Raw genomic sequence first — 19797 nt, 5'->3', positions numbered from 1 at the left:
CTTCCGAGACGCATGGACAATCGATCCCATGAATACCGTGACCACCCCCCTGTACACCAAACGCTCCGAACTGCTGGCTCGGCTGGCTGAGCCCCGCCTCTACGACCTGGCGGTGATCGGGGGCGGCGCGACAGGCCTGGGCGTGGCGCTGGACGCCGCCGCGCGTGGCTTCAGCGTGGTCCTGGTGGAGTCGCACGACTTCGCCAAGGGAACATCCTCCCGCGCGACCAAGCTGGTGCACGGAGGCGTGCGCTATCTGGCGCAGGGCAATATCTCCCTCGTGCGCGAAGCGCTGCACGAGCGCACTACGCTGTTGAACAATGCCCCCCACCTGGCGCAGCCGCTGCCGTTCGTGATGCCGTCCTACCGCTATTGGGAAACGCCGTTCTACGGCGTGGGACTCAAGGCCTACGACGTCCTGGCGGGCAAGGCCGGCCTGGGCGCCACCGAATTCCTCGGCCGGGAAAGCACCTTGCGCCTGCTGCCCACGGCCCGCAAGGAAGGGCTCAAAGGCGGGGTCAAGTACTGGGACGGCCAGTTCGACGACGCCCGGCTGGCGCTCGCCTTGGCCCGCACGGCGGCGCAGCGCGGAGCCTTGCTCGTCAACTACTGCTCCGCCCGCGAACTGGTGCACGAGGCGGGCAAGGTGGCGGGCTTCACGTGCGAGGACCGCGAAACCGGCACCGCCTATACCGTGCGCGCGAAGTGTGTGGTCAATGCCACCGGAGTGTGGGTGGACGCGTTTCGCCAGCAGGATGCCGCGGCGCTCCGGCGCCCCGCCAAGCCCATCGTGGCACCCAGCCAGGGCGTGCACATCGTGGTGGACCGCGAATTCCTGCCTTCCGACCATGCGCTCATGGTGCCCAAGACCGCCGATGGCCGGGTGCTGTTTGCCGTGCCGTGGCTGGGCAAAGTCATCCTGGGGACGACCGACAGCCCACGCCAGGACCTGGCCCGCGAGCCCTTACCGTTCAAGGAGGAAGTGGCGTTCATCCTGAGCGAATCCGCCCGCTACCTGACGCGGGCGCCGGGCCCTTCGGATGTACGCAGCATCTGGGTCGGATTGCGTCCTCTGGTCAAACCGCAGGACGACGACGGTGACAACACGAAGAGCATCAGCCGCGAGCACACCGTCATCGCCAGCGCGAGCGGACTGGTCACCGTCACCGGTGGAAAATGGACCACGTACCGGGCCATGGCGGAGGACGTGTTGCAAAAATGCTTCACTGCGGGGTTGCTGACGGAGCGCCCCAGCGGCGTGACGCGCCATCTTCCCCTCGTGGGCTCGCCCCAGCAGGCGGTGCAGCACCGCATCAGCGCGCCCCAAGGCCTGCACTCCTATGGCAGTGAGGCATCCTTCATCGACGGCTTGCCGGGCGCGGACGCCGCGCTGTCAGAGGGGCTGACCGAGGCGATGGTGCGATTTGCCGCCCGCTACGAGTACGCCCGCACGGTGGAAGATGTGCTGGCCCGCCGCAGCCGGATGCTTTTCCTGGATGCGGCCCAAGCCGCTCGTTTGGCCCCGCGCGTGGGCGAGATCCTGCGCGAGGAGCTCGGCCTCGACCCCCAACTGGAGGTGTTCCAGGCGTTGGCTCGGCAGTATTTGGACGTCCCGTTGTGAAGTACTTGACGTCAGTTGCGCTTTTTGACAAAATCGAGGGCTTCGCGTTTCAAGCGCGAGGTTTCTGCCCAGCGGGAAGTGCTGCAAATGGTTTGCGGCATGGACGACGGGCCCAAGACTGATTGGCTGATCTTCAGCCCTTGAGACGTTCTCTGGGGCTGTCAATCCTGCCGGTGCAAGTTGGGAATATTGAAATGATCCAGACAGAATCTCGGTTAGACGTTGCCGACAACACCGGCGCGAAGTCCGTCCTGTGCATCAAGGTGCTGGGTGGTTCCAAGCGTCGCTACGCCAGTGTTGGCGACATCATCAAGGTGAGCATCAAGGAAGCCGCTCCGCGTGGCCGCGTCAAAAAGGGCGAGGTCTACAGCGCAGTGGTGGTTCGTACGGCGAAGGGTATTCGCCGTGGCGACGGTTCGCTCGTCAAATTCGATGGCAACGCAGCAGTGTTGCTCAATGCAAAGCTGGAGCCCATCGGCACCCGCATCTTCGGGCCCGTGACGCGTGAACTGCGTACCGAGAAGTTCATGAAGATCGTGTCCCTGGCTCCTGAAGTTCTCTGAGGACGCGCCATGAACAAGATTCGCAAGGGCGACGAAATCGTTGTGCTCACCGGGCGCGACAAGGGCAAGCGCGGCACGGTGTCGCTGCGCAAGGATGACTCCTATCTGGTCATCGACGGCATCAACCTGGTCAAGAAGCATGTCAAGCCGAACCCCATGAAGGGTACGACCGGCGGCATCGTGGAAAAGGCCATGCCGATCCATCAGTCCAACGTGGCCATCTTCAATGCGGCTACCGGCAAGGCTGATCGTGTAGGTATCAAGGTGCAGGCTGATGGTGCGCGCGTTCGCGTGTTCAAGTCCAGCGGCGCTGAAATCAAGGCGGCCTAAGGAGTCAACATGGCACGACTGCAACAACACTACCGCGAAAAAATCGCCCCCGAGCTCGCTAAGCAGTTCGGTTACACCTCTCCGATGCAAGTCCCTCGGCTGACGAAGATCACCCTGAACATGGGTGTGAGCGAAGCCGTGTCGGACAAGAAGGTGATGGACAACGCCGTCGCAGATCTGACCAAGATTGCTGGCCAGAAGCCTGTGGTGACCAAGGCCAAGAAGGCCATCGCCGGTTTCAAGATCCGAGAAGGCCAGGCCATCGGCTGCATGGTCACCCTGCGTGGCGTTCAGATGTACGAATTCCTGGATCGTTTCGTGACCGTGGCTCTGCCCCGCGTCCGTGACTTCCGCGGTATCTCTGGCCGGGCCTTCGACGGCCGTGGCAACTACAACATCGGTGTCAAGGAACAGATCATTTTCCCTGAAATCGAGTACGACAAGGTGGATGCCTTGCGCGGTCTCAACATCAGCATCACCACAACGGCGCGTAGCGATGAAGAAGCGAAGGCGCTTCTCGCTGGTTTCCGTTTCCCGTTCAAGAACTGAGGCAGCGTATGGCTAAAGTAGCTTTGATCCAGCGCGAACTGAAGCGCGAAAAATTGGCCGCCAAGTACGCAGCAAAGTATGCGGAATTGAAGGCAGTTGCCAGCGACATGAAGCGCAGCGATGAAGAGCGTGAAGCAGCCCGTCTGGGCCTGCAAAAGCTCCCACGCAACGCCAACCCCACGCGTCAGCGCAACCGTTGCGAAATCACCGGTCGCCCACGTGGCACGTTCCGCCAATTCGGTCTGGCTCGCGCAAAGATCCGTGAACTGGCTTTTGCCGGCGACATCCCTGGTGTCACCAAGGCCAGCTGGTAAGCGGGCAGGAGAGATACAACATGAGCATGAGTGATCCCATCGCTGACTTGCTGACCCGCATTCGCAACGCGCAAATGGTGTCCAAGGCAACCGTGCTGGTGCCGTCTTCCAAAGTGAAGATCGCCATCGCCCAAGTGCTGAAGGACGAGGGTTATATCGACGGCTTCCAGGTCAAGACCGAAGCCGGCAAGTCCGAACTTGAAATCGCACTGAAGTACTACGCCGGTCGTCCGGTGATCGAGCGTATCGAGCGCGTGAGCCGTCCTGGCCTGCGTGTGTACAAAGGCCGTGATTCCATCCCGCAAGTCATGAACGGTCTGGGTGTGGCAATTGTCACGACGCCCAAGGGCGTGATGACCGATCGCAAAGCGCGCGCTACCGGTGTCGGCGGCGAAGTGCTTTGCTACGTCGCTTAAACGTGGCATTGAGGAGTAACTGAAATGTCCCGCGTAGGAAAAATGCCGGTGACCATCCCCGCAGGTGTGGATGTGTCCATCAAGGACGACCAGATCAACGTGAAGGGTACGGGCGGCACGCTGTCGCTGACCCAGAGCGCGCTTGTGAAGGTCTCCATCAAGGACGGCAAGCTTAGTTTTGAGCCTGTTGACGAGTCCCGTGAAGCGAATGCCATGAGTGGCACGATCCGCCAGTTGGTGAACAACATGGTGGTGGGTGTCAGCAAGGGCTTCGAAAAGAAGCTGAGCCTGATCGGCGTGGGCTACAAGGCCCAGGCTGCAGGTGCCAAGCTGAATCTGAGCGTGGGTTACTCGCACCCCGTGAACTTCGAAATGCCTGCTGGCATCACGGTTGCGACTCCAACCCCGACCGAAATCGTGATCAAGGGTGCCGACCGCCAGCGCGTCGGCCAATTGGCCGCTGAGATCCGTGCCGTTCGTCCGCCCGAGCCCTACAAGGGCAAAGGCATCCGTTATTCGGACGAAAAAGTCACGATCAAAGAGACCAAGAAGAAATAAGGAGCTGCAACATGTTGACCAAGAAAGAGCAGCGTCTTCGTCGTTCGCGCCAAACCCGCATTCGCATTGCGCAGCAAGGCGTGGCGCGTTTGACGGTGAACCGCACGAACCTTCACATCTACGCCAGTGTTATCTCCGGCGACGGCAGCAAGGTCCTGGCCAGCGCATCGACGGCAGAAGCCGATGTGCGCAAGTCCCTCGGTGGCTCTGGCAAGGGGGGCAATGCCACCGCTGCCCAGATCATCGGCAAGCGCATCGCTGAAAAGGCGAAGGCGGCCGGCATCGAGAAGGTTGCATTCGATCGTGCAGGTTTTGCCTATCACGGCCGCGTCAAGGCTTTGGCCGACGCTGCACGTGAAGCTGGCCTGCAGTTCTAAGCGGAGCGAAATACAAAATGGCTAAATTTCAACCCAAAGTGCAGAGCGAAGGTCAGGACGACGGTCTGCGCGAAAAAATGATCGCGGTGAACCGCGTGACCAAAGTCGTGAAGGGTGGCCGGATTCTCGGTTTCGCCGCACTGACTGTGGTCGGTGACGGTGATGGCCGCGTCGGCATGGGTAAGGGCAAGTCGAAGGAAGTGCCTGCAGCCGTGCAAAAGGCAATGGAAGAAGCTCGCCGCAATCTGGTGAAGGTGTCGCTCAAGAACGGCACCATTCATCATCAAGTGACGGGCCACCATGGTGCTGCACACGTGATGATGGCTCCCGCCCCCAAGGGTACGGGCATCATTGCGGGCGGCCCGATGCGTGCTGTGTTTGAAGTGTTGGGCATCACCGACATCGTGGCCAAGAGCCACGGTTCGTCGAACCCCTACAACATGGTCCGCGCAACGTTCGATGCGCTGGTGCATTCCACGACCCCGTCGGAAGTGGCAGCCAAGCGCGGCAAGTCGGTCGAAGACATCTTCGCCTGAACGGAGTTGAGCAAATGACTACGCAACAAACCGTCAAGATTCAACTGGTGCGCAGCCCGATTGGCACCAAGGAATCGCACCGTGCCACCGTACGCGGCCTGGGCCTGCGCAAGCTGAACAGCATCAGCGAACTGCAGGACAGCCCTGAAGTGCGCGGCATGATTAACAAGATCAGCTATCTGGTCAAAGTCCTCTGAGAGGTTGATGATGGAACTCAATAGCATCAAGCCTGCAGACGGAGCCAAGCATGCCAAGCGCCGCGTCGGTCGCGGTATCGGTTCTGGTCTGGGCAAGACCGCGGGTCGCGGTCACAAGGGTCAAAAATCGCGTTCTGGCGGTTACCACAAGGTGGGCTTCGAAGGCGGTCAAATGCCTTTGCAGCGTCGCCTGCCCAAGCGCGGCTTCAAGTCCCATCTGCTGAAGTTCAATGCAGAAGTGACTCTGACGGCGCTGGACCAACTGGGTCTTGCTGAAGTTGACCTGCTGGCGCTCAAGAGCGCCGGTTTGGTGGGTCAGCTGATCAAGGTGGTGAAGGTCATCAAGAGTGGCGAACTGAGCAAGTCGGTCAAGTTGACCGGCATCGGTGCAACGGCGGGCGCGAAGGCGGCCATCGAAGCTGCCGGCGGCAGCCTGGCTTGAATACGTTCTGAAGGAACGCATCCGTGGCTACTAGCGCAGCTCAAATTGCGAAAACCGGTAAGTTTGGCGATTTACGTCGCCGGCTGGTTTTTCTGCTGCTGGCGTTGGTCGTGTACCGCATCGGAGCGCACATTCCCGTGCCGGGCATTGATCCGGCGCAGCTGCAACAGCTGTTCAGTGGCCAGCAGGGTGGCATTCTGAACCTGTTCAACATGTTCTCGGGTGGGGCGCTCTCGCGCTTCACGGTTTTCGCTCTGGGGATCATGCCGTATATCTCGGCGTCGATCATCATGCAGCTGATGACCTATGTCGTTCCGACGTTCGAGCAGCTGAAGAAGGAAGGCGAGGCAGGGCGGCGCAAGATCACGCAATACACGCGTTATGGAACGCTGGGTTTGGCCATATTCCAGTCACTGGGCATCGCTGTGGCACTGGAGAGTTCCGCAGGGCTGGTGCTGAGTCCCGGGTTCGGGTTTCGCATGACGGCCGTGGTGAGCTTGACGGCTGGCACGATGTTCCTCATGTGGTTGGGTGAGCAAATCACAGAGCGTGGCTTGGGCAACGGGATTTCGATCCTGATCTTCGCAGGTATCGCTGCAGGGCTGCCGAGTTCTATCGGTGGATTGCTGGAGCTGGTGCGCACAGGTGCGATGAGCATCCTGGCTGCGATTTTCATCGTGTTGATCGTGGCGGCAGTGACCTATTTCGTCGTGTTTGTCGAAAGAGGTCAGCGAAAGATTCTCGTGAATTACGCGAGGCGCCAGGTGGGCAACAAGGTGTATGGCGGGCAATCGTCGCATCTGCCGTTGAAGCTCAACATGGCTGGGGTGATTCCACCGATCTTTGCTTCGTCGATCATTTTGTTGCCGGCTACGGTGGTGAACTGGTTCAGTGCAGGTGAGTCGATGCGTTGGTTGCGTGACATTTCTGGAGCACTGACCCCAGGTCAGCCGATCTATGTGATGTTCTACGCAGCGGCCATTGTGTTCTTCTGTTTCTTCTACACCGCCTTGGTGTTCAACAGCCGAGAGACTGCAGACAACTTGAAGAAAAGCGGTGCCTTCATTCCTGGGATTCGTCCTGGAGAACAGACGGCTCGCTACATCGACAAGATCCTGGTTCGCTTGACGCTGGCTGGAGCGGTGTACATCACCTTTGTGTGCTTGCTCCCAGAGTTCATGATCTTGAAGTACAACGTGCCGTTCTATTTTGGTGGCACCTCTTTACTGATCATTGTGGTGGTCACCATGGACTTCATGGCCCAGGTGCAGAACTACATGATGTCGCAGCAATACGAATCCTTGCTTAAGAAGGCCAACTTCAAAGCAACGCCTGGCAGCTGAGTCAGTCACAAGTGGAATCTTGGCAAATGCGCTATAGTGGCGGGTTAGCCTTGGTGGATACGGTTTATTGATGCCTCCGAGTCATCGCGGGCGCAAATTGTGTTCCGCGCAGTGGGCCGGGACGAAAAGACGAGTTTTAGGAGAATGAAATGAGAGTTTCGGCTTCGGTCAAGAAAATCTGCCGCAACTGCAAGATCATCCGCCGCAAAGGTGTGGTGCGCGTGATCTGCACGGACATGCGCCATAAGCAGCGCCAAGGTTGATTGAAAGTATTAGAGGACGCATATGGCACGTATCGCTGGCATTAATATTCCGCCGCATCAGCATGCTGAAATCGGCTTGACCGCCATTTTTGGCATTGGTCGCACCCGCGCTCGCAAGATCTGCGAAGCCTGTGACATCGCTTATTCCAAGAAGATCAAGGATCTGACGGACGGCGATCTCGAAAAAATTCGCGATCAGATCGCGCAGTTCACCATCGAAGGTGATCTGCGTCGCGAAACCACGATGAACATCAAGCGCTTGATGGACATTGGCTGCTACCGCGGCTTCCGCCATCGTCGCGGTCTGCCCATGCGTGGTCAGCGTACACGCACGAATGCTCGTACCCGCAAGGGCCCGCGCAAGGGTGCTGCAGCGCTGAAGAAGTAAAAAGATTGAAAGATCAACATGGCAAAGTCTCCCGCCAATAACGCTGCACAGCGCGTTCGCAAGAAGGTTCGCAAGAACGTTTCGGACGGTATCGCGCACGTGCATGCTTCGTTCAACAACACCATCATCACGATCACCGATCGCCAAGGCAACGCCTTGTCCTGGGCGTCGTCGGGTGGTCAAGGTTTCAAGGGTTCGCGCAAGTCCACGCCATTCGCTGCACAGGTTGCATCCGAAGTCGCGGGTCGTGCTGCCATTGAACAAGGCATCAAGAATCTTGATGTCGAGATCAAGGGCCCAGGTCCTGGTCGTGAATCGTCGGTGCGCGCGCTGGGCGCCCTGGGTATCCGCATCACTTCGATCTCCGACGTGACGCCGGTTCCCCATAACGGCTGCCGTCCGCAAAAGCGCCGTCGCATCTAATTTTTATAAGCCCACCGCCACCTGATTGCTTTGGCAGCAGGTGGCTCCCGCAATGATGTTGCGGAAGATGACAATCCAAGGAAGCTCAAGTGGCACGTTACCTCGGCCCCAAGGCCAAACTCTCCCGCCGTGAAGGCACTGACCTGTTCCTGAAGAGCGCTCGCCGCTCTATCGCGGACAAGGCCAAGTTCGACTCCAAGCCAGGTCAGCACGGCCGCACCTCTGGTGCTCGCACGTCCGACTATGGTCTGCAACTGCGCGAAAAGCAGAAGGTCAAGCGCATGTATGGCGTGCTGGAAAAGCAATTCCGCCGCTATTTCGAAGCCGCTGATCGCCGCAAGGGCAACACGGGTGCCAACCTGCTGTTCCTGCTGGAATCCCGTCTGGATAACGTGGTGTACCGCATGGGCTTCGGTTCCACGCGCGCAGAAGCACGCCAGTTGGTTTCGCACAAGGCTATCACCGTGAACGGCCAGTCTGTCAATATCGCCTCGTACCTCGTCAAGACGGGCGATGTGGTGGCTGTGCGCGAAAAGTCCAAGAAGCAAGGTCGCGTGGTCGAAGCCTTGCAGCTGGCTCAGCAAGTGGGTATGCCAGCGTGGGTGGAAGTGAATGCCGACAAGGCCGAAGGTATCTTCAAGAAGGTTCCGGATCGTGACGAATTCGGCGCTGACATCAACGAATCCCTGATCGTTGAACTCTATTCGCGCTAAGCATTTAGCGCACATTCGAGAAAATTGTTCCTATACCGCGAGGCATCGCGGTATAGGCGCTTCACCAGCCTTACCGGTGTAACGAGCTGGGGGTATTGAGAGGAAGTCTGAATGCAAACCAATTTGCTGAAACCCAAGGCGATCAATGTCGAGCAACTTGGCCACAATCGTGCCAAGGTCGCGTTGGAGCCCTTTGAGCGCGGTTACGGCCACACTCTGGGCAATGCCATTCGCCGTGTTCTGCTCTCGTCCATGGTGGGTTACGCAGCAACGGAAGTCACGATCGCAGGCGTCTTGCACGAGTATTCATCCATTGATGGTGTTCAGGAAGATGTCGTCAACATCCTGTTGAATCTCAAGGGTGTGGTGTTCAAGCTCCACAACCGCGACGAAGTCACGCTGAGCCTTCGCAAGGACGGTGAAGGGGTGGTCACGGCTCGGGATATCCAGACGCCTCATGACGTAGAAATCGTCAACCCCGATCACGTCATCGCCCATCTGTCGCAGGGCGGCAAGCTGGACATGCAGATCAAGGTAGAAAAAGGCCGTGGCTACGTGCCAGGCAATCTGCGCCGTTATGCCGACGAGTCGACGAAGTCGATTGGCCGCATTGTGCTGGACGCATCTTTTTCCCCGGTCAAGCGCGTGAGCTACACCGTGGAAAGCGCCCGCGTTGAGCAGCGCACCGATCTGGACAAGCTGGTTGTCGAAATCGAGACGAATGGTGCCATCACGGCGGAAGATGCAGTTCGCGCATCCGCCAAGATTTTGGTAGAACAGCTGGCTGTGTTTGCGCAGCTCGAAGGCGGCGAATTGGCGGCATTCGATGCGCCAGCAGGTCCTCGCGGCAGTGCAACGTTCGATCCGATCTTGCTGCGCCCTGTGGACGAGCTGGAATTGACGGTGCGCTCTGCCAATTGCCTGAAGGCCGAGAACATTTACTACATCGGTGACCTGATCCAACGCACCGAGAACGAGTTGCTGAAGACGCCTAATCTGGGACGTAAGTCGCTCAATGAAATCAAGGAAGTCTTGGCTTCCCGTGGTTTGACTCTGGGGATGAAGCTGGAGAACTGGCCACCTGCAGGCCTCGACAAGCGTTAAGTTATAATTTTGGGCTCCCTCGGGGGAGCCAGTGCCTTGGGCAGTACCTGATACGGCTGCCCGATTTAATTACTCATAAGGAAAGCACCATGCGCCACGGACACGGCCTTCGTAAACTCAATCGCACCAGCTCGCACCGACTCGCGATGCTGCAGAACATGATGAACTCGCTCATCGAGCACGAGGCCATCAAGACCACGCTGCCCAAGGCCAAGGAGCTGCGCCGTGTGGTGGAGCCCATGATCACTTTGGCGAAGGAAGACACCCTGGCCAATCGCCGCTTGGCATTTGATCGTCTGCGCGATCGTGACAGCGTGACCAAGCTGTTCAATGTGCTCGGCCCCCGTTTCAAGGCACGTCCAGGCGGCTATACGCGCATCCTAAAGATGGGTTTCCGCGTGGGTGACAATGCACCTATGGCGTATGTCGAACTGGTTGATCGCGCAGAAGAATCTGCAGAAACCGCAAATGCTTCCGCAGAAGCATAAAAGTAGGTTATAATTTATCTCTTGTCGCGCGATGGAGCAGTCTGGTAGCTCGTTGGGCTCATAACCCAAAGGTCGGAGGTTCAAATCCTCCTCGCGCAACCAATAAAGCGGAAACGCTCTCAAAAAAGCCCACTAATCAGTGGGCTTTTTTGTTTTTGTCGTTTAACTCACTGGATAAACACTGATGGGAAGCTTTGGCTGGCCTCCAGTCAGTGGGTGACGATCGGCATCTTTTCACATCAGGGCGATTAATGACGACACACTGCAACACTGAAAGGTGCGCGTGCCGACAGCTTCTTGATGGTTTGATGCCGCCCGATCAATCCGGGGGTGATGCCTATCTCTCCTTTGTTCACGATGACATCCTCAGAAGAAACCACGCTTGGCATTGATTTCGGCACCTCCAATTCCGCCATGGCGGTGAGACGGGGCAGGGGCGTGGCCACGTTGCTACCGTTGGAAGGGACTGCAACCACATTGCCGACCGCCCTGTTCTTCAATACGGAAGACCATCAGACACACATCGGGCGCGATGCCGTGGCGCATTACCTCGCGGGCACGGAAGGGCGGCTCATGCGGTCGCTGAAAAGCCTGCTCGGCAGCGCGCTCCTACAGGACAAGACAGCGGTTCACCAGAGCATGGTGAGCTATCAAGACATCATCGCACTGTTTCTGCGCACGTTGGCAGGGCAGGCCCGGCAGGCGCTGGGCGCGATGCCAGACCGCGTTGTCATGGGGCGCCCTGTCCACTTCGTGGATGGCGACGAAGCGCGTGATGCGCAGGCGGAAGACGCCTTGCGACAGGCGGCCTTGGATGCGGGGTTTACCAATGTCTCCTTTCAACTGGAGCCCATTGCAGCGGCGCTGGACCATGAACAGCGGATCACGCATGAATCATTGGTGCTGGTGGTGGATATCGGCGGGGGGACCTCGGATTTCACCGTCGTGCGCCTCGGCCCGGAGCGTGCCTTGCTGGCCGATCGCAGTTCCGACGTGCTGGCCACCTCCGGGGTTCACCTGGGTGGAACCGATTTTGACCAACGACTGAGCCGGGCCCAGGTCATGCCGCTTCTCGGACTGCGCCACATCGGGCCCAGTGGCCGGGAAGTGCCCAGCCGCGTGTTCTTCGATTTATCGACGTGGCACCTGATCCAGTGGCTGTACAGCGCGAAAGCTTTGAGGGACGCGCAGTCCCTCCGGACCGACTATGCAGACCTTCGCTTGCACGACCGATTAATGGAGGTGCTCAACGAACGGTGGGGGCACCGTCTGGCCAATGCGGTGGAACACGCCAAGATCGCGGTGTCGCAAAACAGCGCTGCAGAACCCATCGTGCTGGATTGGCTCGAATCCGATCTGCAATCCTTCATTTCACCCGATGTCCTGGAAGCGCAACTGGAGGGGCCTTTGCAGCAGATTGTGGATTGCGCCCAGGAGTGCCTGAGCAAGGCCGAATTGAACGCCAGTGGCATCGATGCCATTTATCTCACCGGTGGCTCTTCTGCGCTGCGCCCGCTGCGTACCGCGTTGAAGAAGGCCTTCCCACAGGTGACTCAGATAGAAGGTGACCTGTTCGGCGGCGTGGCCTCCGGACTGGCGTACACCGTCGGCTGAGAAAAGGCGGTACCCCACGCGGACCGATGCGTTCACGCCGCTCAGCAGTTGCATTGCAGCGCCTGGCATGGGCCGAGCCTGCTAGGCCTGCGTTCCGCCTTCCTGCTTGAGCGCCAGGGCTGACTCATACAGGGCATTGCGCGATGATCCTGTGATCTCGGCCGACAGGCGGACAGCGGTTTTGAGCGGGAGTTCCTGCATCAACAACTTCAGCACACGCAGACCATCGCCATCGTCCTGCGCTGCCTGGATCGGGTGCAACAGCACCACGAACTCGCCCCGCGAGCGTTGTGGTCCGCCGGCCAGCCAGATGGACAGGGCATGGGCAGGCTGGGTGGCAATTTCTTCGAACTGTTTGGTCAGCTCCCGGGCGAGCGTGACCTGCCGGTCTCCCAAAACCGCAAGGGCCTGGGCCAGTTCTGCAATTCGGTGCGGGGCCTCCAGCAGCACCACACAGCGGGTTTCCGTGGCGAGATGTTGCACTGCCGTTGCCCGCTCGCCGCTCTTGGCTGGAAGAAAACCGGCAAAAAGAAAACCTTCGGCCCCCTGGGCGACTGCGCCCGCAGCGCTGAGTGCCGATGTCACGCTGCTCGCTCCTGGCAGTGGCACAGCGCGCAACCCTGCCGCGTGCACGGCAGCGACGATCCGCGCCCCCGGATCGCTGACGCCCGGGGTGCCCGCATCACTGGCGTAGGCCACCCGCTGTCCGTCGCGCAAACGCTCGACCACCGAATGCGATGCCTCGGCCTCGTTGTGCTGGTGCACCGCCAGCAATTGACTGCTGGTTTTCTCTATGCCGTAGGCGCGCAGCAGCGCCTGGGTATGGCGCGTATCTTCGCAGGCGATGGTGTCGGCCAGTTGCAGCACGTGCAGCGCCCGCAGTGTGATGTCGGCCAAGTTACCGATGGGGGTGGCCACGACGTACAGAGCCCCTTGCGGATAATGCTGCGCAGCCGCCGCGTCGCGTGCGGCGTTCAGGGCTGAAGCGAAAGAGGCGCTCAATGGGATTCCTTGGGAAAAAACCGGTAGCCAACACGCGCGTGGTCGGCAATGCTGCCGAAGACCTCGCATTGGCCCACCTGCAAGCCGCTGGACTACGGCTGGTCGAGCGCAATTATCGAACGCCCGGGCGTGGCGGCGGCGAGATCGACCTGATCGTGCGGGATCGCGACGGCACGGTGGTGTTCGTTGAGGTGCGAAGCCGCGCCAGCAGTGCGTTTGGCGGCGCTGGTGCCAGCATCGGCCGGACCAAGCAGCAGCGGATCGTGTTTGCCGCCCGCTGCTACCTGATGCGCCTGCCTGCACCACCGCCATGCCGCTTCGATGCCGTCCTGGTAGAAGGCGGTTCCGTGCAGTGGCTGCGTGGCGCCTTCGAGGCGCAATAACGCTTCAAGCCCTTGGTTGGCGTCAAGGCGGATGCAGTGTTTTACGCCTGCCGCCCATGGTTGACCCAAACGGCGTCGACCCCACAGGTATCATCTTTGCCTCATGCTAGAGCAACGCATTCAACAGCATTTCATCGATAGCGCCGACCTCAAATACCAGTCCGCGCAGACCCTGAGCCATCCCATCGCTTCCGCTGTGCAGGCCATCCTCGCCTGCGTCACCAGTGGCGGCAAGGTGCTGGCCTGCGGCAGCGGTCCGGCCGCGGCGCAGGCGCAGCAGTTCGCTGCCCTGTGCGTGGCCGGGTTCGAACGGGAGCGGCCGGAGCTGGCGGCCATGGCACTGGCGCCCGACGCAATCTGGACCCCTGCCGGCCTGGAGGGCCCGGACATCGACGCGCTGGGACGCCAGGTGCGAGCCCTGGGACAGGCGGGCGACGTCCTGCTGGCGCTGTCGGAGTCCGGCAATGACCTGCCGCTGCTGGCCGCATGCGATGCAGCGCATGAAAGAGACATGACCGTCGTCGCCCTTTCGGGTCGCAGCGGTGGCCGGCTGGCCGGCATGCTGCGCGAGACCGACGTCTTGATCGCCGTGCCCCACGACCGCGCCGCACGCGTGCGGGAGGTGCATTCGCTGGTCCTGCACTGCCTGTGCGACGGCGTGGACGCCCAATTACTTGGTGAACAGGAGATACCGCTATGAGCTTCCCGATGACCCGCTTGACCCGATTGACTTGCACCCTGTTGGCCGTGGGCGCCTTGGGGTCGGCCCTCTCGGCATGCGCTCCGCTGGTGGTAGGCGGCGCTGCCGTCATGGGCAGCATGATGGCGTCGGACCGGCGCACGACGGGCACGCAGGTGGAGGACGAAGGCATCGAACTGCGTGCCTCCAACCGCATTCGCGACACCTTCGGCGACCGCGTCCATGTCAATGTGACCAGCTACAACCGGCAAGTGCTGCTGACGGGCGAAGTGCCGACCGCGCAGGACAAGGAAAAACTCGAGCAGACCGCGTTGGCCGTGGAGAACGTGCGCTCGGTCGTCAACGACCTGGCCGTGATGCCCCCCAGTTCCCTCACGCAGCGTTCCAACGACACGCTGATCACCGGCAAGGTGCGCGCGAGCTTCGTCGATGCCAAGGACCTGTTCGCGAGCGCCTACAAGGTGGTCACCGAGCGCGAGACGGTGTACCTCATGGGACGCGTGACGCAGCGCGAGGCGGACCGTGCCTCCGACATCGCCAGGGGCGTGAACGGCGTGCGCAAGGTCGTGCGCGTGTTCGAGATCATCACGCAGCAGGAACTGGAGCGTGGCTTCGCGCAGCAGCGTCCCGCGCCAGTCACCACGGACGCTTCGCCCAACGTGCCGGTCCGCTGAGCGTCGGCGGCTGCCAGCGAATCGGCCAAAGCGGTTCCGGCACCAGGCCACTGGCCACGGCCGCGAGGGATCCCGCGCGGCCAGGCTGAACGATCGGTTCTTTTACCCGTTCGTTTTCTGGCGGCCCAGCCGCGTGATCAGGCTGGAGGTGTCCCAACGGGCGCCGCCGTGCTGCTGCACATCGGCATAGAACTGGTCCACCAGCGCCGTGACCGGCACACGTGCGCCGTTGCGGCGGGATTCGTCGAGGACCAGGCCGAGGTCCTTGCGCATCCAGTCCACGGCAAAGCCGAAGTCGAAGCGGCCTTCCACCATGGTCTTGCCGCGGTTGTCCATCTGCCAGCTTTGCGCGGCCCCTTTGCCGATGACGTCCAGCACCAGCGGCATGTCCAGCCCGGCGTGCTGACCGAAGGCGATCGCCTCCGACAGGCCCTGCACGATACCGGCGATGCAGATCTGGTTGACCATCTTGGCCAGTTGGCCCGATCCGCTGTCGCCCACGCGGGTGAAAGCCCGGGAAAAGGCCAGCGCGGTGGGCTTCACGCTGTCGAAGGTGGCAGCGTCGCCGCCGCACATCACGGTCAGCTGGCCGTTCTGGGCCCCAGCCTGGCCACCGGACACGGGGGCATCGATGAACTGCAGTCCCAGCGTGCGCGCCGCGCCGTACAGTTCGCGAGCGACCTCGGCCGATGCCGTGGTGTGATCCACGAAGACCGCGCCGGGCTGCATGCCCGCGAAGGCGCCATCGGCACCCAGCGTGACGGAACGCAGATCGTCGTCGTTGCCGACACAGCAAAAGACGATGTCCGCCCCCTGGGCGGCTTCGCGTGGCGTGGGGGCGTGCCGGGGTGCGGCGCTGCCCGCGAACTCTTCGCACCAGGCGGCCGATTTGGCCGCGGTGCGGTTGTACACGGTAACGGTATGGCCTGCGAGGGCGAGGTGCCCCGCCATTGGGTAGCCCATGACGCCCAGGCCGAGAAAGGCGACCTTGCGGAAAGGCGTGGCGTCGTAGCTGCGGGGATTCGTGCTGGGCATGGGAGAGGGCTCCATTTCAGAAAAAAGAAAACCCGCCGGGCAAGGGCGGGTGGTGGGGCGGCTGGCGTCAGACGATGGCGAAGTGCTCGGTGCCCGAGGCCAGGTCGGTGGTCTTGGCGCGCTGGCTGCCCAGCTTGATCTGCAAACGCAGGTCGTTCAGTGAGTCGGCATTGCGCAGCGCGTCTTCGTAGGTGATGACGTTGGCCTCGAACAGGTCGAACAGCGATTGGTCGAAGGTCTGCATGCCGAGGTTCCGGCTCTTTTTCATGATCTCCTTGATCTCGGCGACTTCGCCCTTGAAGATCAGGTCGGCGATCAGGGGCGTGTTCAGCATCACCTCGACCGCCGCGGCCCGGCCCTTGCCATCCTGCTTGGGGATGAGGCGCTGGGAGATCATGCCGCGCAGGTTGAGCGACAGGTCCATGAGGAGTTGCGCGCGCCGCTCTTCCGGAAAGAAATTGATGATGCGGTCCAGCGCCTGGTTGGCGCTGTTGGCGTGCAGTGTGGCCAGGCACAGGTGGCCTGTTTCGGCGAAGGCGACCGCATGCTCCATGGTTTCGCGGTCGCGGATCTCGCCCATCAGGATGACGTCCGGGGCCTGGCGAAGCGTGTTCTTGAGGGCGGCTTCCCAGCTGTCGGTATCGAGTCCCACTTCGCGCTGGGTGACGACGCAGTTCTTGTGCGGATGCACGAACTCGATGGGGTCTTCCACGGTGATGATGTGGCCGAACGAGTTCTCGTTGCGCCAGTCCACCATTGCCGCCAGCGTGGTCGATTTGCCCGAGCCCGTGGCGCCCACCAGAATGCACAGGCCCCGCTTGGTCATCGTGACTTCCTTGAGCACCTGCGGCACGCCGAGCCCGTCGATGGTCGGCAGCGTGAGCGGAATGGTCCGCAGCACCATGCCGACGCGGCTTTGCTGGATGAACGCGTTCACGCGAAAGCGCCCGATGCCGGCGGGCGAGATGGCGAAGTTGCACTCCTTCGTGCGCTCGAAGTCGGCCACCTGCTTGTCGCTCATGATGGCGCGCGCCAGCGTCAGCGTGTGGGCGGGAGTGAGCGGCTGGGGGGACACCTTGGTGACCTTGCCGTCCACCTTGATCGCGGGCGGAAACTCGGCCGTGATGAACAGGTCGCTGCCCCCCCGGCTCACCATGAGCTTGAGCAGATCGTTGATGAATTTACTGGCCTGATCGCGTTCCATCAGCTCTCCCTGGGGTGGTTGCAGCGCGGTGCGTCATTTCTGGCTGTCGGACAGGCGGGCGCTCACGACGCGAAGGCGCAGCGAGAGCTTGCGTGCCAGCAGGGCCACCAGGCTGGCAGCCAGCTGGGGGTCCTTGGTCATCATGTCGTCCATGGCCTCCGCGCTGAGCACCGCGATCTCGCAGTCAGTCAGCGTGGTGCAGGCCGAAAAGCGGATACCGCTGTCCAGCAGCGACATTTCGCCCAGGATATCGCCGGGCCGGGTTTCCGCCAAGCGCAGGTGCTCCCCCCAGGGCTGCACGCGATCGACGGCGATCGTGCCGGTGAGCAGCACCACCATGAAATTGCCGTACTCGTCCTGGCGGATCACATCGCGGTTGGGCGCGACGGCCGCGAACTCGAAGAAGCGCTCCATGCGCTCAACGGCGTCCCGGTCCAGGTGCGCCATGTATTTGTCCTTGGACCACAGCGCCTGCAGCAGCTTGCCGCCGCGGCTGGCGGCCATGCGCCTGGCACCCACCTCGACGGCGCGGGCTTCCCAGGGCACCAGCATGGCGTCGTCCACACCTTGTCCGGCGAAAGCGGTGGTGAAGAAGACGGAGTCGCCGCCTTCTTCCGCCGCTTTGCCGCCGCGGGTCTTGGCCTTCAACAGGCCGAGGATGCCTTTCATAGGGGGTGCTCCGGTGTGCCGCCTGAAAAAGGCCGCGAATCTCTGGGGTGGGTGGACGGGAGGGGATGCGGTGTGCATCAACCCGGGAAGTTGTCGGGGATCTTCGCCTTGCCCCGCGCCTCGGCCGGGCTGATGACGTTGCGCCGGACGAGGTCGGTCAGGTTCTGGTCGAGGGTCTGCATGCCGGCGCTGCTGCTGGTCTGGATGGTGGAGTACATCTGTGCCACCTTGGCCTCGCGGATCAGGTTGCGGATGGCGCTGGTGCCCAGCATGATCTCGTGCGCCGCGACACGGCCCTGGCCGTCCTTGGTCTTGCACAGCGTCTGCGAAATGACGGCCTGCAGCGACTCGGACAGCATGGCCCGCACCATTTCCTTTTCCTCGGCGGGGAACACGTCGATGATCCGGTCGATGGTCTTGGCGGCGCTGGAGGTGTGCAGCGTGCCGAACACCAAGTGGCCCGTTTCCGCGGCCGTCATGGCCAGGCGGATGGTTTCCAGGTCGCGCATTTCGCCCACCAGGATGGCGTCCGGATCTTCGCGCAGGGCCGACTTGAGGGCGGCCGCGAACGACAGCGTCATCGGCCCGACCTCGCGCTGGTTGATCAGGCACTTCTTGGATTCGTGCACGAACTCGATCGGGTCTTCCACCGTGAGGATGTGGCCGTATTCGCTTTCGTTCAGGAAGTTGACCATGGCCGCCAGCGTGGTGGACTTGCCCGAGCCCGTGGGGCCCGTGACCAGCACCAGGCCGCGCGGTTTCAAGGCCAGTTCGCCGAAGATCTTGGGGGCGTTGAGCTGCTCCAGCGTCAGGATCTTGCTCGGAATGGTCCGGAACACAGCGGCCGCGCCGCGGTTCTGATTGAACGCGTTGACGCGAAAGCGCGCCAGGCCCTCGATCTCGAAGGAAAAGTCCACTTCCAGGAATTCTTCGTACGCCTTGCGCTGCGCATCGCTCATGATGTCGTACACCATGGCGTGGACGGTCTTGTGGTCGAGCGCATCGACGTTGATGCGCCGCACGTCGCCGTGGACCCGGATCATGGGTGGAAGGCCCGCCGACAAGTGCAGGTCAGAAGCCTTGTTCTTCACGCTGAATGCCAGCAGTTGGGTGATGTCCACGGGGTCCCTCGGTCGTTTGGTACGCTCAGAGGAATCATTATGACGACGATTGGTAACAACCTCCAACAGGTTCTTGGGCGCATCGCGCAGGCCTGCGCCGCGGCCGGGCGCGACCCTGCCAGCGTGCGCCTGCTGGCCGTTTCCAAGACCTTCGGCGACGACGCCGTGCGCCGTGCCGCCGAGGCCGGGCAGCGCGCGTTCGGCGAGAACTACATCCAGGAAGGCGTGGCGAAGATCGCCGCGCTGCGAGGCGGCGCCACGCCCTGGGCGCCGCCGCTGCAGTGGCATTGCATCGGTCCCGTGCAGAGCAACAAGACCCGGCAGGTGGCCGAGCATTTCGACTGGGTCCACACCGTGGACCGCGAAAAGATCGCGCAGCGCCTGGCGGAGCAGCGGCCTGCCGGCCTGGCGCCGCTGGATGTGTGCATCCAGGTGAATGTGGACGGCGGCGCGACCAAGGCGGGCGTGCCGCCAACGGAGGCTCTGGCCCTGGCGCGGTCTGTTGCGCGGCTGCCACGGTTGCGGCTGCGGGGCCTGATGAGCATTCCCGATGTGGCCCCCGATTTCGCCGCGCAGCTGGCGGTCCATGCGGCGGCGAAAGCGCTGTTCGACCAGATCCGGGGGGAGGGGGGCGAGGGCTTTGCGGCGTTCGACACGCTGTCGCTGGGCATGACCGCCGACCTGGAGGCGGCGATCCACGCGGGGAGCACCCTGGTGCGGGTCGGCACGGGCGTCTTCGGCACCAGGGCGGCCCCCGCCTGAGGCCGGGG

General features: G+C 61.7%; 28 protein-coding genes and 1 tRNA gene. 24 read left to right on the top strand and 5 right to left on the bottom strand.

Translation table 11 applies throughout. The features are described from left to right. Nucleotides 1-28 precede the first annotated feature (28 nt). The 20 genes from R1Z03_RS20555 to R1Z03_RS20460 all read left to right on the top strand — a co-directional run bounded on the left by R1Z03_RS20555 (nucleotide 29) and on the right by R1Z03_RS20460 (nucleotide 12239). Nucleotides 29-1621 carry a glycerol-3-phosphate dehydrogenase/oxidase gene (locus R1Z03_RS20555; RefSeq protein WP_317354579.1) on the top strand — a complete coding sequence of 531 codons (1593 nt, stop codon included), beginning with the start codon at nucleotides 29-31 and terminating at the stop codon, nucleotides 1619-1621. A 194-nt stretch (nucleotides 1622-1815) separates the two neighbouring features. Continuing rightward, a complete protein-coding gene (rplN, locus tag R1Z03_RS20550; RefSeq protein WP_025596343.1) occupies nucleotides 1816-2184 on the top strand; it encodes a 50S ribosomal protein L14 in 369 nt (122 codons plus the stop codon). A gap of 9 nt (nucleotides 2185-2193) precedes the next feature. Further along, the gene (gene rplX, locus R1Z03_RS20545) at nucleotides 2194-2514 is read left to right on the top strand and encodes a 50S ribosomal protein L24 (RefSeq protein ID WP_272549412.1); all 321 of its coding nucleotides are present in this window, start codon (nucleotides 2194-2196) and stop codon (nucleotides 2512-2514) included. Nucleotides 2515-2523: 9 nt separating this feature from the next. Next, nucleotides 2524-3063 (top strand): 50S ribosomal protein L5, encoded by a 540-nt coding sequence (gene rplE / locus R1Z03_RS20540; protein WP_272566913.1) that lies wholly within the window; start codon nucleotides 2524-2526, stop codon nucleotides 3061-3063. 8 nt (nucleotides 3064-3071) lie between these two features. After that, nucleotides 3072-3377, top strand: a complete 306-nt coding sequence (gene rpsN / locus R1Z03_RS20535; RefSeq protein ID WP_272549410.1) for a 30S ribosomal protein S14 — start codon at nucleotides 3072-3074, stop codon at nucleotides 3375-3377. A 20-nt stretch (nucleotides 3378-3397) separates the two neighbouring features. Then, nucleotides 3398-3793, top strand: a complete 396-nt coding sequence (rpsH, locus tag R1Z03_RS20530) for a 30S ribosomal protein S8 (protein ID WP_005793636.1) — start codon at nucleotides 3398-3400, stop codon at nucleotides 3791-3793. 24 nt (nucleotides 3794-3817) lie between these two features. Then, nucleotides 3818-4351 carry a 50S ribosomal protein L6 gene (gene rplF, locus R1Z03_RS20525; RefSeq protein WP_284431075.1) on the top strand — a complete coding sequence of 178 codons (534 nt, stop codon included), beginning with the start codon at nucleotides 3818-3820 and terminating at the stop codon, nucleotides 4349-4351. Nucleotides 4352-4362: 11 nt separating this feature from the next. Further along, nucleotides 4363-4728 (top strand): 50S ribosomal protein L18, encoded by a 366-nt coding sequence (gene rplR, locus R1Z03_RS20520; RefSeq protein ID WP_272549407.1) that lies wholly within the window; start codon nucleotides 4363-4365, stop codon nucleotides 4726-4728. Between the two features lie 17 nt (nucleotides 4729-4745). Continuing rightward, a complete protein-coding gene (rpsE, locus tag R1Z03_RS20515) occupies nucleotides 4746-5264 on the top strand; it encodes a 30S ribosomal protein S5 (RefSeq protein ID WP_272549406.1) in 519 nt (172 codons plus the stop codon). 14 nt (nucleotides 5265-5278) lie between these two features. Further along, on the top strand, nucleotides 5279-5461 hold the full coding sequence (rpmD, locus tag R1Z03_RS20510) for a 50S ribosomal protein L30 (protein ID WP_056670941.1): 183 nt from the start codon (nucleotides 5279-5281) through the stop codon (nucleotides 5459-5461). A gap of 10 nt (nucleotides 5462-5471) precedes the next feature. Then, the gene (gene rplO, locus R1Z03_RS20505; RefSeq protein WP_272569571.1) at nucleotides 5472-5903 is read left to right on the top strand and encodes a 50S ribosomal protein L15; all 432 of its coding nucleotides are present in this window, start codon (nucleotides 5472-5474) and stop codon (nucleotides 5901-5903) included. A 23-nt stretch (nucleotides 5904-5926) separates the two neighbouring features. Next, the gene (gene secY / locus R1Z03_RS20500) at nucleotides 5927-7246 is read left to right on the top strand and encodes a preprotein translocase subunit SecY (protein WP_284431076.1); all 1320 of its coding nucleotides are present in this window, start codon (nucleotides 5927-5929) and stop codon (nucleotides 7244-7246) included. Nucleotides 7247-7395: 149 nt separating this feature from the next. Then, complete coding sequence (gene rpmJ, locus R1Z03_RS20495; protein ID WP_011793797.1) at nucleotides 7396-7509, top strand: 50S ribosomal protein L36; 114 nt, start codon at nucleotides 7396-7398, stop codon at nucleotides 7507-7509. A gap of 22 nt (nucleotides 7510-7531) precedes the next feature. Continuing rightward, on the top strand, nucleotides 7532-7897 hold the full coding sequence (rpsM, locus tag R1Z03_RS20490; RefSeq protein ID WP_056670935.1) for a 30S ribosomal protein S13: 366 nt from the start codon (nucleotides 7532-7534) through the stop codon (nucleotides 7895-7897). Between the two features lie 18 nt (nucleotides 7898-7915). After that, entirely contained in the window at nucleotides 7916-8320 is a 405-nt protein-coding gene (rpsK, locus tag R1Z03_RS20485; RefSeq protein WP_011793799.1) for a 30S ribosomal protein S11, read from the top strand. Nucleotides 8321-8409: 89 nt separating this feature from the next. Beyond that, nucleotides 8410-9033 (top strand): 30S ribosomal protein S4, encoded by a 624-nt coding sequence (rpsD, locus tag R1Z03_RS20480; protein WP_272566916.1) that lies wholly within the window; start codon nucleotides 8410-8412, stop codon nucleotides 9031-9033. A 111-nt stretch (nucleotides 9034-9144) separates the two neighbouring features. Next, on the top strand, nucleotides 9145-10137 hold the full coding sequence (gene rpoA / locus R1Z03_RS20475) for a DNA-directed RNA polymerase subunit alpha (protein WP_272549398.1): 993 nt from the start codon (nucleotides 9145-9147) through the stop codon (nucleotides 10135-10137). Between the two features lie 89 nt (nucleotides 10138-10226). Then, complete coding sequence (gene rplQ / locus R1Z03_RS20470) at nucleotides 10227-10625, top strand: 50S ribosomal protein L17 (RefSeq protein WP_284406975.1); 399 nt, start codon at nucleotides 10227-10229, stop codon at nucleotides 10623-10625. A gap of 25 nt (nucleotides 10626-10650) precedes the next feature. Continuing rightward, nucleotides 10651-10727 (top strand) — tRNA-Met (locus tag R1Z03_RS20465). A 231-nt stretch (nucleotides 10728-10958) separates the two neighbouring features. Next, a complete protein-coding gene (locus R1Z03_RS20460; RefSeq protein ID WP_372588179.1) occupies nucleotides 10959-12239 on the top strand; it encodes an Hsp70 family protein in 1281 nt (426 codons plus the stop codon). A gap of 81 nt (nucleotides 12240-12320) precedes the next feature. Here R1Z03_RS20460 and rsmI read toward each other — a convergent pair whose 3' ends face one another. After that, the gene (gene rsmI, locus R1Z03_RS20455) at nucleotides 12321-13241 is read right to left on the bottom strand and encodes a 16S rRNA (cytidine(1402)-2'-O)-methyltransferase (protein WP_317354539.1); all 921 of its coding nucleotides are present in this window, start codon (nucleotides 13239-13241) and stop codon (nucleotides 12321-12323) included. Between rsmI and R1Z03_RS20450 the strand changes: the two genes are divergently transcribed. From R1Z03_RS20450 to R1Z03_RS20440, 3 genes are all read left to right on the top strand, one after another. Next, complete coding sequence (locus R1Z03_RS20450; RefSeq protein WP_284431080.1) at nucleotides 13241-13624, top strand: YraN family protein; 384 nt, start codon at nucleotides 13241-13243, stop codon at nucleotides 13622-13624. The two genes, rsmI and R1Z03_RS20450, sit on opposite strands and share 1 nt — an antisense overlap. A gap of 103 nt (nucleotides 13625-13727) precedes the next feature. Next, the gene (locus R1Z03_RS20445) at nucleotides 13728-14324 is read left to right on the top strand and encodes an SIS domain-containing protein (RefSeq protein ID WP_284431081.1); all 597 of its coding nucleotides are present in this window, start codon (nucleotides 13728-13730) and stop codon (nucleotides 14322-14324) included. After that, nucleotides 14321-14998, top strand: coding sequence for a BON domain-containing protein (locus R1Z03_RS20440; protein ID WP_372588178.1), 678 nt, complete (start codon nucleotides 14321-14323; stop codon nucleotides 14996-14998). Before R1Z03_RS20445 ends, R1Z03_RS20440 begins: the two co-directional genes overlap by 4 nt. 102 nt (nucleotides 14999-15100) lie before the next feature. Here R1Z03_RS20440 and R1Z03_RS20435 read toward each other — a convergent pair whose 3' ends face one another. The 4 genes from R1Z03_RS20435 to R1Z03_RS20420 all read right to left on the bottom strand — a co-directional run bounded on the left by R1Z03_RS20435 (nucleotide 15101) and on the right by R1Z03_RS20420 (nucleotide 19027). Next, nucleotides 15101-16033 (bottom strand): NAD(P)-dependent oxidoreductase, encoded by a 933-nt coding sequence (locus tag R1Z03_RS20435; RefSeq protein WP_284431083.1) that lies wholly within the window; start codon nucleotides 16031-16033, stop codon nucleotides 15101-15103. Nucleotides 16034-16100: 67 nt separating this feature from the next. Beyond that, the gene (locus R1Z03_RS20430; RefSeq protein WP_272566929.1) at nucleotides 16101-17237 is read right to left on the bottom strand and encodes a PilT/PilU family type 4a pilus ATPase; all 1137 of its coding nucleotides are present in this window, start codon (nucleotides 17235-17237) and stop codon (nucleotides 16101-16103) included. Between the two features lie 33 nt (nucleotides 17238-17270). Then, the gene (locus R1Z03_RS20425; protein ID WP_272566930.1) at nucleotides 17271-17906 is read right to left on the bottom strand and encodes a cyclic nucleotide-binding domain-containing protein; all 636 of its coding nucleotides are present in this window, start codon (nucleotides 17904-17906) and stop codon (nucleotides 17271-17273) included. Between the two features lie 77 nt (nucleotides 17907-17983). After that, nucleotides 17984-19027, bottom strand: coding sequence for a type IV pilus twitching motility protein PilT (locus tag R1Z03_RS20420; protein ID WP_092744851.1), 1044 nt, complete (start codon nucleotides 19025-19027; stop codon nucleotides 17984-17986). A 39-nt stretch (nucleotides 19028-19066) separates the two neighbouring features. On the opposite strand from R1Z03_RS20420, the gene R1Z03_RS20415 reads away from it, so the two are divergent. Further along, nucleotides 19067-19789, top strand: a complete 723-nt coding sequence (locus R1Z03_RS20415; RefSeq protein ID WP_317354530.1) for a YggS family pyridoxal phosphate-dependent enzyme — start codon at nucleotides 19067-19069, stop codon at nucleotides 19787-19789. Nucleotides 19790-19797: the final 8 nt, after the last annotated feature.

This window comes from Acidovorax sp. BLS4 (assembly GCF_032929295.1).
Taxonomy (GTDB): Bacteria; Pseudomonadota; Gammaproteobacteria; order Burkholderiales; family Burkholderiaceae_C; genus Paracidovorax.
This window is presented reverse-complemented; position numbering and strand designations above follow the sequence as displayed.

Coding starts and splice junctions, on each gene's coding strand:
- R1Z03_RS20555 (WP_317354579.1), top strand. CDS start 29: ATGAATACCGTGACCACCCCCCTGTACACCAAACGCTCCGAACTGCTG.
- rplN (WP_025596343.1), top strand. CDS start 1,816: ATGATCCAGACAGAATCTCGGTTAGACGTTGCCGACAACACCGGCGCG.
- rplX (WP_272549412.1), top strand. CDS start 2,194: ATGAACAAGATTCGCAAGGGCGACGAAATCGTTGTGCTCACCGGGCGC.
- rplE (WP_272566913.1), top strand. CDS start 2,524: ATGGCACGACTGCAACAACACTACCGCGAAAAAATCGCCCCCGAGCTC.
- rpsN (WP_272549410.1), top strand. CDS start 3,072: ATGGCTAAAGTAGCTTTGATCCAGCGCGAACTGAAGCGCGAAAAATTG.
- rpsH (WP_005793636.1), top strand. CDS start 3,398: ATGAGCATGAGTGATCCCATCGCTGACTTGCTGACCCGCATTCGCAAC.
- rplF (WP_284431075.1), top strand. CDS start 3,818: ATGTCCCGCGTAGGAAAAATGCCGGTGACCATCCCCGCAGGTGTGGAT.
- rplR (WP_272549407.1), top strand. CDS start 4,363: ATGTTGACCAAGAAAGAGCAGCGTCTTCGTCGTTCGCGCCAAACCCGC.
- rpsE (WP_272549406.1), top strand. CDS start 4,746: ATGGCTAAATTTCAACCCAAAGTGCAGAGCGAAGGTCAGGACGACGGT.
- rpmD (WP_056670941.1), top strand. CDS start 5,279: ATGACTACGCAACAAACCGTCAAGATTCAACTGGTGCGCAGCCCGATT.
- rplO (WP_272569571.1), top strand. CDS start 5,472: ATGGAACTCAATAGCATCAAGCCTGCAGACGGAGCCAAGCATGCCAAG.
- rpmJ (WP_011793797.1), top strand. CDS start 7,396: ATGAGAGTTTCGGCTTCGGTCAAGAAAATCTGCCGCAACTGCAAGATC.
- rpsM (WP_056670935.1), top strand. CDS start 7,532: ATGGCACGTATCGCTGGCATTAATATTCCGCCGCATCAGCATGCTGAA.
- rpsK (WP_011793799.1), top strand. CDS start 7,916: ATGGCAAAGTCTCCCGCCAATAACGCTGCACAGCGCGTTCGCAAGAAG.
- rpoA (WP_272549398.1), top strand. CDS start 9,145: ATGCAAACCAATTTGCTGAAACCCAAGGCGATCAATGTCGAGCAACTT.
- rplQ (WP_284406975.1), top strand. CDS start 10,227: ATGCGCCACGGACACGGCCTTCGTAAACTCAATCGCACCAGCTCGCAC.
- R1Z03_RS20460 (WP_372588179.1), top strand. CDS start 10,959: ATGCCTATCTCTCCTTTGTTCACGATGACATCCTCAGAAGAAACCACG.
- R1Z03_RS20450 (WP_284431080.1), top strand. CDS start 13,241: ATGGGATTCCTTGGGAAAAAACCGGTAGCCAACACGCGCGTGGTCGGC.
- R1Z03_RS20445 (WP_284431081.1), top strand. CDS start 13,728: ATGCTAGAGCAACGCATTCAACAGCATTTCATCGATAGCGCCGACCTC.
- R1Z03_RS20440 (WP_372588178.1), top strand. CDS start 14,321: ATGAGCTTCCCGATGACCCGCTTGACCCGATTGACTTGCACCCTGTTG.
- R1Z03_RS20435 (WP_284431083.1), bottom strand. CDS start 16,033: ATGCCCAGCACGAATCCCCGCAGCTACGACGCCACGCCTTTCCGCAAG.
- R1Z03_RS20430 (WP_272566929.1), bottom strand. CDS start 17,237: ATGGAACGCGATCAGGCCAGTAAATTCATCAACGATCTGCTCAAGCTC.
- R1Z03_RS20425 (WP_272566930.1), bottom strand. CDS start 17,906: ATGAAAGGCATCCTCGGCCTGTTGAAGGCCAAGACCCGCGGCGGCAAA.
- R1Z03_RS20415 (WP_317354530.1), top strand. CDS start 19,067: ATGACGACGATTGGTAACAACCTCCAACAGGTTCTTGGGCGCATCGCG.